Annotated in this window: 9 protein-coding genes; 3 read left to right on the top strand and 6 right to left on the bottom strand. The window is 44.6% G+C overall.

Translation table 11 applies throughout. The features are described from left to right. Positions 1–318: 318 nt before the first annotated feature. Both HMPREF9707_RS06700 and HMPREF9707_RS06695 read left to right on the top strand, forming a co-directional pair. Positions 319–1,500 carry a cation:proton antiporter gene (locus tag HMPREF9707_RS06700; protein WP_006701947.1) on the top strand — a complete coding sequence of 394 codons (1,182 nt, stop codon included), beginning with the start codon at positions 319–321 and terminating at the stop codon, positions 1,498–1,500. Between the two features lie 17 nt (positions 1,501–1,517). Beyond that, positions 1,518–1,871 carry a P-II family nitrogen regulator gene (locus tag HMPREF9707_RS06695; RefSeq protein ID WP_006701946.1) on the top strand — a complete coding sequence of 118 codons (354 nt, stop codon included), beginning with the start codon at positions 1,518–1,520 and terminating at the stop codon, positions 1,869–1,871. 191 nt (positions 1,872–2,062) lie between these two features. On the opposite strand, the gene HMPREF9707_RS06690 is transcribed toward HMPREF9707_RS06695, so the two are convergent. The 6 genes from HMPREF9707_RS06690 to HMPREF9707_RS06665 all read right to left on the bottom strand — a co-directional run bounded on the left by HMPREF9707_RS06690 (position 2,063) and on the right by HMPREF9707_RS06665 (position 7,282). Further along, positions 2,063–2,695: a CBS domain-containing protein gene (locus tag HMPREF9707_RS06690; RefSeq protein WP_006701945.1), complete on the bottom strand. Its 633-nt coding sequence runs from the start codon at positions 2,693–2,695 to the stop codon at positions 2,063–2,065. 4 nt (positions 2,696–2,699) lie between these two features. After that, positions 2,700–3,404 carry an ABC transporter ATP-binding protein gene (locus HMPREF9707_RS06685; RefSeq protein ID WP_006701944.1) on the bottom strand — a complete coding sequence of 235 codons (705 nt, stop codon included), beginning with the start codon at positions 3,402–3,404 and terminating at the stop codon, positions 2,700–2,702. A gap of 2 nt (positions 3,405–3,406) precedes the next feature. Beyond that, positions 3,407–4,186 (bottom strand): ABC transporter ATP-binding protein, encoded by a 780-nt coding sequence (locus HMPREF9707_RS06680; protein ID WP_006701943.1) that lies wholly within the window; start codon positions 4,184–4,186, stop codon positions 3,407–3,409. Then, on the bottom strand, positions 4,186–5,169 hold the full coding sequence (locus tag HMPREF9707_RS06675; protein ID WP_006701942.1) for a branched-chain amino acid ABC transporter permease: 984 nt from the start codon (positions 5,167–5,169) through the stop codon (positions 4,186–4,188). Before HMPREF9707_RS06675 ends, HMPREF9707_RS06680 begins: the two co-directional genes overlap by 1 nt. A 14-nt stretch (positions 5,170–5,183) precedes the next feature. After that, the gene (locus tag HMPREF9707_RS06670; RefSeq protein ID WP_006701941.1) at positions 5,184–6,062 is read right to left on the bottom strand and encodes a branched-chain amino acid ABC transporter permease; all 879 of its coding nucleotides are present in this window, start codon (positions 6,060–6,062) and stop codon (positions 5,184–5,186) included. A 62-nt stretch (positions 6,063–6,124) separates the two neighbouring features. Continuing rightward, positions 6,125–7,282 (bottom strand): ABC transporter substrate-binding protein, encoded by a 1,158-nt coding sequence (locus HMPREF9707_RS06665; protein ID WP_006701940.1) that lies wholly within the window; start codon positions 7,280–7,282, stop codon positions 6,125–6,127. A 462-nt stretch (positions 7,283–7,744) separates the two neighbouring features. Between HMPREF9707_RS06665 and HMPREF9707_RS06660 the strand changes: the two genes are divergently transcribed. Further along, entirely contained in the window at positions 7,745–8,923 is a 1,179-nt protein-coding gene (locus tag HMPREF9707_RS06660; RefSeq protein ID WP_006701939.1) for an ABC transporter substrate-binding protein, read from the top strand. Positions 8,924–9,196: the final 273 nt, after the last annotated feature.

The following is a 9,196-nucleotide window of genomic DNA, read 5'->3' as shown; positions in this document are numbered from 1 at the left end:
AGCTCAACCCAACAAGATGAACAAAGTCACCGCAAATGTTCAGCTCAACTCCGCGAGATGAACAGTCCCACCACCAATCTTCAGCTCAACTCCACAAGCTAAACAAAATGCCACCCATACCCACAATCCATCCCTCCCAAATCAACACAAACCCAACCAACCCCACTCTAGCCAATACTACCCAACACCACCCCAAGCAACCCCATTCCAACCCTTACCCCATCACATTTTTCTGAAAAATGTCGAGTTCGATTCGCATCTGTTGAAAAAGAGGAGTATAATGGGTGCAGCCACAATTTAATGGAGGGATCTGATTTATTGAATATTTATTTAGAGTTATCGTTAGTAATATTGTTCGGGGTGCTGGGCGCTGCGGCTGCCCGTAAGGTAAACCTGCCCAATGTCACGGGGTATTTGATTGCTGGGGTCCTTTTGGGACAGTCACTGCTTCATGTAGTGGGCGAGGCGCATTTACCGATTATTAATTTCGTCAATGAGATGACGCTAGGGATGATTGCTTTTGCAATCGGGGGCGAATTTTATCTTCCAGAATTGAAGAAACTTGGAAAGAATATTTTCGTCATTACACTAATGGAAGCGCTTGGTGTACTGACGGTAGTATTTTGTGTAATGTACTTCGTACTGGGACGGTCGTTCGCGTTCTCAATGATTATTGCGTCGATGTCCGCATCCACTGCGCCGGCGGGAACAGTGATGGTCATCCGCCAATATCGGGCAGACGGACCGCTGACTCGGACGATTTTGCAAGTGGCTGCGCTCGACGATGCGTTCGGTATTATGGCGTTCGGTATTTCGATGAGCTTAGCCAAATTATCGCTAGGTAGCGAAGAAGTTAACTTCGCGCAAATGTTGCTCGATCCATTATCTGAAATTGTCTTTTCACTGCTGTTAGGAGCCGCTATCGGACTGGTTTTCACTTATTTTGTTAAAAAAATTACGAGCAAAGAGACCATGTTATGCTTTATTCTCTTAACAATTCTAGGTGCCATCGGCTTAACGCAACGCTTAGGACTATCAGCGTTACTATGCAATATGATGATTGGAGCGACTTTGGTAAACTTCCATCGCAATTCCAAACGAGTGGTCAATATTATCAATGATTTTGCCCCACCAACTAACTTGATGTTCTTCACCTTTGCTGGAGCTAGCCTCAACCTTTCCATCTTATCAACAATCGGTTGGCTCGGTGTAATTTACGCCCTTTCTCGTGCCAGTGGTAAAATTATTGGGGCAACGCTTGGATCCAAAATGGTTCACGCCAAAGATACCATTGTCAAATGGCTTGGTTTAGCATTACTTCCTCAAGGGGGCGTTGCGATTGGGATGACCATGATTGTCGCACGCGAGTTACCGCAATTTAGCGCAGAGATTACGACCTTAACCTTATTCTCCGTACTGATCTTTGAAGTGTTAGGACCGATTTTATCTAAAATTTCGATTACGCAAGCCGGTGAAATTAACGGCATGGATAAATTATAAAGGAGGCGCATCACAAGATGAATGCATTATTTTTAATTTTAAATGAGACTGAAGCATTGAATTCGATCTTGGAAGATTTTGTCGAAGTAGGCGTGCATGGCGCAACGATTATTGATTCGCAGGGGATGGGTGCTGCCTTAACGATGGGCGATGTGCCAATCTTCGGCGGCTTGATGCGGGTGATGCACGATAATAACCGTCCGTACAACAAAGTTATTTTCACAGTCATTAAAGACGATCGTGTCCTAGACGCTGCGGTTGAAGTGGTCAACCGACACTTAGGTGATATGAGTAAACCCGGCGTCGGACTCATGTTCTCGGTTCCAGTTAATAATGTCTGGGGTTGGACCGCACCGGTAAATGACGATTAAACCTCGCTTCAAATGATTACATTCAAAAAGAGCCTCACCTCAATGGGTGTTGGCTCTTTTTTTAATAGAATGAATCATATTATTTTAATTGTTAATCTAGAGGAAGCAGCTAGATTCAAAATTCGGTTCGATCGGTTGAAGTCCCATTAAAAAGACCTTTAGCTCAGCTAAAAGTCTTTAGGCTACTTCGATTAAATAACGGAATGAACCGTAAAGTGACGTGCTTCTAAAGCTTCAACAAGTGCCGTCACATCGGTCGCATCAACGTGCAACACAATCCGGATTAAGTCATTTAAATGATAGACCATCATATGCGTTAAATTAATTTGGCAGCTGTGTAACGCCTCACCCACTTCTTCAACAATGCCAATCCGATCTTCTACTACTTCAAGCACGAGACTCTTTCCAGGCGTTTGTGCGCCAGAAATATCGACAAAGGCTCGGAAGATATCCTTATCGGTAATAATCCCGACGAGCTCGTTGACTCCGGTGACGACGAGTGCACCGATATTTTTATCGGTCATTTGTTGAGCGGCTTCGTTTAGGAGGCAAAGAGGTGGGACTGTTGGCACTTGTGTTAGCATAATATCTTTGGCGGTCGCTTTATCCAACAAGTAATTCACCTCATGTCGGTCTAAGCTAGACGCATTCGAGGGTAAACTCTCGATTAATAGATCATGCGTTACCAAACCGACGAGACGATTATTTTGTACAACCGGCAAACGATTGATTCGGTGCTGTTTTAATAAATCTTGACACTGTAGTAATGACGTCGTCGGTTCTATTGTAATTAAGTTTGTAGACATATAGTCTTTTACATACATACGCTTATCCTCCTAAATATGCTTTTTGAACTTCAGGACTATTAAGTAGGCTCTGTCCTGTTCCGCTAGTGACAATCCGACCGGTCTCGAGCACATAGCCACGATTCGCAATCTCTAAAGCCATTTTAGCATTTTGTTCAATTAAAAGCACGGTCGTGCCGGTCGATTGAATTTGTTGAATAATATTAAAAATTTCTTGAATAAAGATCGGTGCTAACCCCATAGAAGGCTCATCCAGTAACAGTAACTTCGGCCGACTCATTAAAGCCCTCCCCATCGCCAACATCTGTTGCTCGCCACCTGATAATGTTGCGGCATCTTGCTTCAAACGTTCTTTTAAGACGGGAAATCGTTGATAGATTTGTTCCAAATCTTCTTCAACTGCTTCACGATCTTTGCGAAGGAAGGCTCCGAGTTCTAGATTTTCCTTAACAGAGAGTCCTTTGAAGACATGCCGACCTTCCGGCACATGAGAAATCCCATCCTTCACTCGTTGCTGGGGTGATAGACGATCTAAAGAACGACCTAAGTAGCTTATCTCACCGCTTTTTGTGCGTTCCAGTCCGGATAAAGCTCGTAGGATGGTCGTTTTCCCGGCACCATTCGCTCCGATTAAGGTCACTATCTCCCCTTCATTGACCGTAAATGATACATCTCTTACAGCTTGAATCATGCCATAATGGACGGTTAAATCTTTCACTTCTAACATGATTACAACTCCCCTCCTAGATACGCTTTAATCACCGCTGGATCTTGTTGAATCTCACCGGGTGTGCCCGTCGCAATTAACCGACCGTATTCCAGTACATAGATGCGTTCGCATAATTCCATCACAAACGACATATCATGCTCGATGACGACGACCGTTAATTGATAATCTTGACGAACTTGTTGGATTAACTGCTTCAGTTCTTCCGTTTCATTTGGATTCATCCCCGCAGCCGGCTCATCTAAAAATAAAATTTTCGGCTGGGTTGCTAAAGCGCGGACCATCTCTAACTTACGTTGCTCACCATAAGCTAAATTTTTAGCCTGATCTTGCGCTAAATGATCGAGTTTGAAAATAGTTAATAATTCCATCGCTTCAGCTTTTAATGCGGCTTCACTATGATAGTGCGTACGTGTTCGTAGGAGCGCATGCCAACCGTTAGGACCTTGGTGACGGTGCATCGCGACTAAGACATTTTCTAAGACGGTCATGTCTTTAAAGAGTCGAATATTTTGGAAAGTACGCCCTAGACCGTATCCGTTAATCGTATCGGGTGATAGCCCATGGAGGGTCTTTATCTCCCCTTGATGGGCCAATTGAATCGTACCACTAGAAGGCACATAGACACCACTTAACAAGTTGAAGAAGGTCGTCTTGCCAGCCCCATTGGGTCCAATCAAGCCGATAATTTCACCCGAACCAATATGCATGGATATATTCGCTACCGCGGTCAGTCCACCAAAGTGCTTGGTTAAACCTTGAACTTCTAATAAAGGTTCCATTAAGCTACCTCCTTCGTTGCTTGATTTGAATCCGTTGGCTTGAACCAACGTTCGATCCAAGATGCTAATCGCCATTCATGCGTTCCGAGCAATCCACCCGGTCGGAAAATCATAATGACAATCAATGCCACACCATAAATAACCATCCGTAGTTGACCATAATCTTGCAACACCAGATTTAAAATACCCAAGACAATCGCGGCAATAATGGTGCCAGTAAAGCTTCCGATACCACCAAAGACGACAATAATTAAAATGTCAATCGAACGGTTAAAGGTAAAGTCATTCGGTGTCACCACCCCGATATAGGTAGCTTGGAGCGCACCGCCAACGGCTGCGGTCGCAGCTGCTAAGACAAACGCCGCAACTTTGTAACGCGTCAAGCGGATACCCATCGCTTCTGCTGCAGTATCATCTTGCGCAATCGCTCGAGTCGCTCGTCCGATACTTGAATAAGCATAATTTAAGATGAGAATGGTCGTCAAAACGAGTAGTGCATAGGTCAACTGCCAACTCGTAACATTGGTAATTCCAGCAATTCCTGCTGGACCGTTCGTAACGCTACGCCAATTATTAATACAAACGCGAATAATTTCTCCAACCCCTAACGTTGCAATCGCTAAATAGTCTCCTTTAAGTCGTAACGTTGGAATCCCAACAACGAGGGCAACCACCACTGCTAATAACACACCTATCAACATACCAAGGGCTAAGGCAAGATACGGGTTATCAACCATCCGGCTCATCACAGCCGTTGAGTAGGCACCGAGCGCAATAAAACCAGCATGTCCCAAGGTAAATTGTCCCGCAACCCCCAGTACTAGATTAAGTCCTAGCGCATAAATCATATTAAACATAATGGTCATTAACGTATTTTGGTAGAAAGGAGTGATAATATTCCAATGGATTAGAGCGGTTAATGCGCCGTAGATTAAAGCGATCAACGCCATCCAATATAAGTTTTTTCGATGTAATCGTTGCATATGTCGACTCCTTTCTAAACTTTCTCACGTACAGACTTACCTAAAAGACCGGAAGGTAAGACGAGTAAAATAATAATTAACAAGCCATAGACGACTGCATCTTTATACATCGCACCGCCCATATAGGTGACTAAAGTTTCTAAGATACCGATCAAGTAGCCCCCGATCATGGCGCCAGGAATGCTGCCAATACCGCCGACAACGGCCGCGATAAAGGCTTTCAGTCCGGGAGCGGTTCCCATCGTTGCTTGAATCGAGTTGTAGTAGATTCCGACTAAGATTCCCGCCAACCCTGCAAGCGCTGATCCTAAAGCAAAGGTAAAAGAGATTACCCGATCGACATTAATTCCCATGAGCTGAGCTGCATCTTGATCGACCGCCACCGCTCGCATCGCTTTACCCATGCGCGTATGTTGAACGATAATTTGTAAGGCAATCATCACCGTAATCGTAACCGCTAAGACAAGTAGTTGCTTTGAATTGACGATTAACCCAAAGACTTTAAACATTTTTACTTCGATCGGCGCTGGAAATGCACGCATCTCAGGACCGACAAAATAAATCATTAAATTTTGAATTAAGTAAGAGACGCCAATCGCTGTAATTAAAGCCGCAACGCGGGTGGAATGGCGCAGAGGTTTGTAGGCAATTCGCTCAATCAAGACCCCCACAACAGCGATCACCCCCATTGTAATTAATAGCGCAAGCATCCAGTTCACGCCGAGAACTGTGAATAAATAATAGCCTAAAAATGCCCCTAACATATAAACATCACCGTGTGCAAAGTTAATTAAGCGAATCGTCCCGTATACCATCGTATAGCCAAGTGCGATCATCGCATAAATACTGCCTAAAGCAATGCCATTCACCATTTGTTGCATCAATAATTGCATGACTCTATGTCCCTTCTATTTTAATTTATTTGATTTCAGGTCGTTTAACCTGATGTGAAGCATTACTCCGCTTCAACATACTCAGTACTTGCGATGGTTCCATTTTCTAATTTAATCATTAAAGCCGCTTTGACTGGATTATGATGCTCATCAACAGAGAAGACACCCGTTACCCCTTCAAAATCTTTCGTCGCTTCAAGTGCTGCTTGGATTGATGTTGGTTCTGCTTCGCCCGCTCTTTCAATCGCATCAAGTAATAAGCGTGCCGCATCGTAAGCTGTGGCTGAGAACGTATCAGGTTCCTCACCGTACTCTTCTTGGTAGTCTTTAACAAATGTTTGAACTGCTTCAACATCCGATGTCGTTGAGAAATGACTTGTAAAGTAAATGTCGGTTGCATATTGCGGGCTCGCTAAGTCAATTAACGTTGGACTATGGAGGCCGTCTCCACCAATAATCGGTTGCGTTAATCCTAATTCGCGCGCTTGTTTAATGAATAAGCCTGCCTCGTTGTAATAAAGTGGTAAATACAATACATCGAAATCTTGACTTAATAAACTTGAAATCGTCGCCGTAAAGTCGGTATCACCTGACTGGATACTGTCGGTATAAACGATTTCGCCACCTGCTTCGGTGAAACTTTCTTTGAAAGCATCAGCCAAACCAAGTGAGCTATCGACCGCTTGGTCACTCACTACCGCGGCACGCTTCGCCTGCAACTGATTAGCTGCGTATTGTCCTGCCACACTACCTTGGTAAGAATCCTCAAAAGCAACACGGAAGAAATATTTGTACAATTCACCGCGGTCATTATACGTTATTCCATCTAAAGTGGCTGCCGGTGCCACACTTGGTACTTGTGCTTCTTCCATCACCGGCATCTGGGCTAACACATTTCCTGATGGTGCTGGTCCGACGACTCCGACAACGCCTTCTCCGACCAGGCGTTTCGCCACCGAGACGGTCTCGGTTAAATCAGAGCGGTTATCATACTCGATATATTCTAATTGTTTCCCTAGAACACCGCCTGCTTCATTGGCTTGTTTAATCGCTAGGCGCACTCCTTTTGACATTGGGGTTCCGTAAGAAGCTGTTGCGCCTGAAAGTTCGAAATTTCCACCGATTTTAATGGTCTCTTCAGCTTGGACCGAAAGTCCCGTTGCAAATTGTGCTAACACTAATCCCGTTGCCATTACTTTTTTTACGAATTTCAAATTCATTTTCATCATCTCCGTTTCATTTTTTGGACTTACAATTCGAAAACAAAAGACCTAGCGTAGATATAAATCTAAGCCAGGTCTTTCGATATCTATCCTGTTGGGCCCATCGGAATGAGTATCGCCTCGCTTAGATTAAATCTATGCGGGCGTCATGAATAACAGCACCTCATAGATACAAACAAATTGCTTGAACGTGTTTGTATCTATAAAGTAGACACAAACACTATCTAATGATAATGCTGATAATAATTGCTGAGTTAAGGCGATGCTGTTGATTCATTTTAATTCCTCTCCTGTATTCGATGGATTTAGTATAACAAAGTCATTATCTTTTGACAAGCATTTTTTAATTTCATTTTAATTTTTCATTCGAATTATGAGAGATTGGTTGTTTTTTCTAATTAGCGTGCTATAATTCAAAGTATTAAATTCAATCAATAAATTACTAGAGGAGGATGCTTTATGCGAAGAAAACAGACACATATATTCATTAAGATCGGGGTCATTTTCGCTTTATTATGCACCCTCTTTCCTTTAAACGTTCGTAGTGCAGCGAGTGAGGAAACTGGCGAACCGATTAAAATTGGTGCTAATTATGAGCTCTCTGGCTCTGCCGCTTCCTACGGTCAGCAAATGTTAGAAGGATTAGAACTGGCCGTCGCACAAGTGAATCATGCCGGTGGATTATTAGGCGGACGCCCGATCAAAATCATCTCTTATGATAACAAGTCCGATATTACCGAATCTGCCTCCGTCGCTCAGCGGTTGGTTAGCCAAGGGGTGGTCGGCGTGGTCGGTCCAGCTTTAACCGGGACGACTCAGGCGCAACTACCGATCTTGGAGCAAGCCGGAATTCCAAGTGTCTCACCATCCGCCACCGATGATGCAATGCCTTTCGATAAGAATGGTAACGTCTTGAAGTACTTCTTCCGTGTGTGCTTCAGCAATTCTTATCAAGGCCAGATTGGCGCTCGCTTTGTAGCAAATGAGTTAGGTGCAAAAAGAGCCGTTGTCTTAACCGATCAAGCTGCTGATTATTCCCAAGGCTTGGTCGATGCTTTTAGTGAGGAGTTCCAGCAGCTTGGTGGCGAGATTGTGTTCGACACTGCTTTCCAAAGTGGTGACACCGACTACTCTGCCATTTTGACATCACTCTTTGGAATTGATTACGACGTGATCTACTTACCTGCTTATTACAACGAGGCTGGACTCTTTATTAAGCAAGCACGCGAGCTAGGCATTACTCAGCCTATCGTCGGCACAGACGGATATTCGAGCCCAGTATTGTTAGAGCTTACAGGACCCGCTGCCGCTAACGATATTTACTATACCGATCACTTCTCGCCTGAAAGTGACGACCCAGCCATTCAGTCCTTCCTGTCTGACTATCAAATCCGCTTCGACAAGCCGGCCGGAACGTGGCAAGCGTTGGGCTACGATGCGGCCCGCTTGATTTTTGACGCGATTGAACGCGCCGGGTCCGATGACCCAGCCAAAATTACCGAAGCGCTGGCGGCAACCACTGATTTCAGAGGTGTAACGGGCACTTTCGCCATCGATGCCAACCATAACCCCGTCAAACCTGCCATTATGATTGAGCTGCAGCAAGGCACAATCCACTCCGCTAAGTTCGTTAAATGATTTGTTGAAAGTACCCAGTCGGCTGATTACAGCCGACTTTTTTTGTGTGGGGATTTTTTCAGCTTGGCTTTGTCAGATGGACAAAGTTCGCGAGCTTGTGCAGCTCTGCTTCGTCAGATGGAGTCCCGGGCCCAACAACTTCACCTCAGCTACCCTAAGATGGAGTTCCGAGACCAACAACTCCGACTCAACCGCCTTCAGATAGAGTTTCCGCACAACTAACTCCAACTCAACCTCCCGAGATGGAGTTACCGCACAACTAACTCTAACTCA

This window comes from Falseniella ignava CCUG 37419, from assembly GCF_000301055.1.
Classification (GTDB): Bacteria; Bacillota; Bacilli; order Lactobacillales; family Aerococcaceae; genus Falseniella; species Falseniella ignava.
The sequence above is the reverse complement of the archived record's forward strand: the minus strand, read 5'-3'. Positions and strand labels throughout refer to the sequence as shown.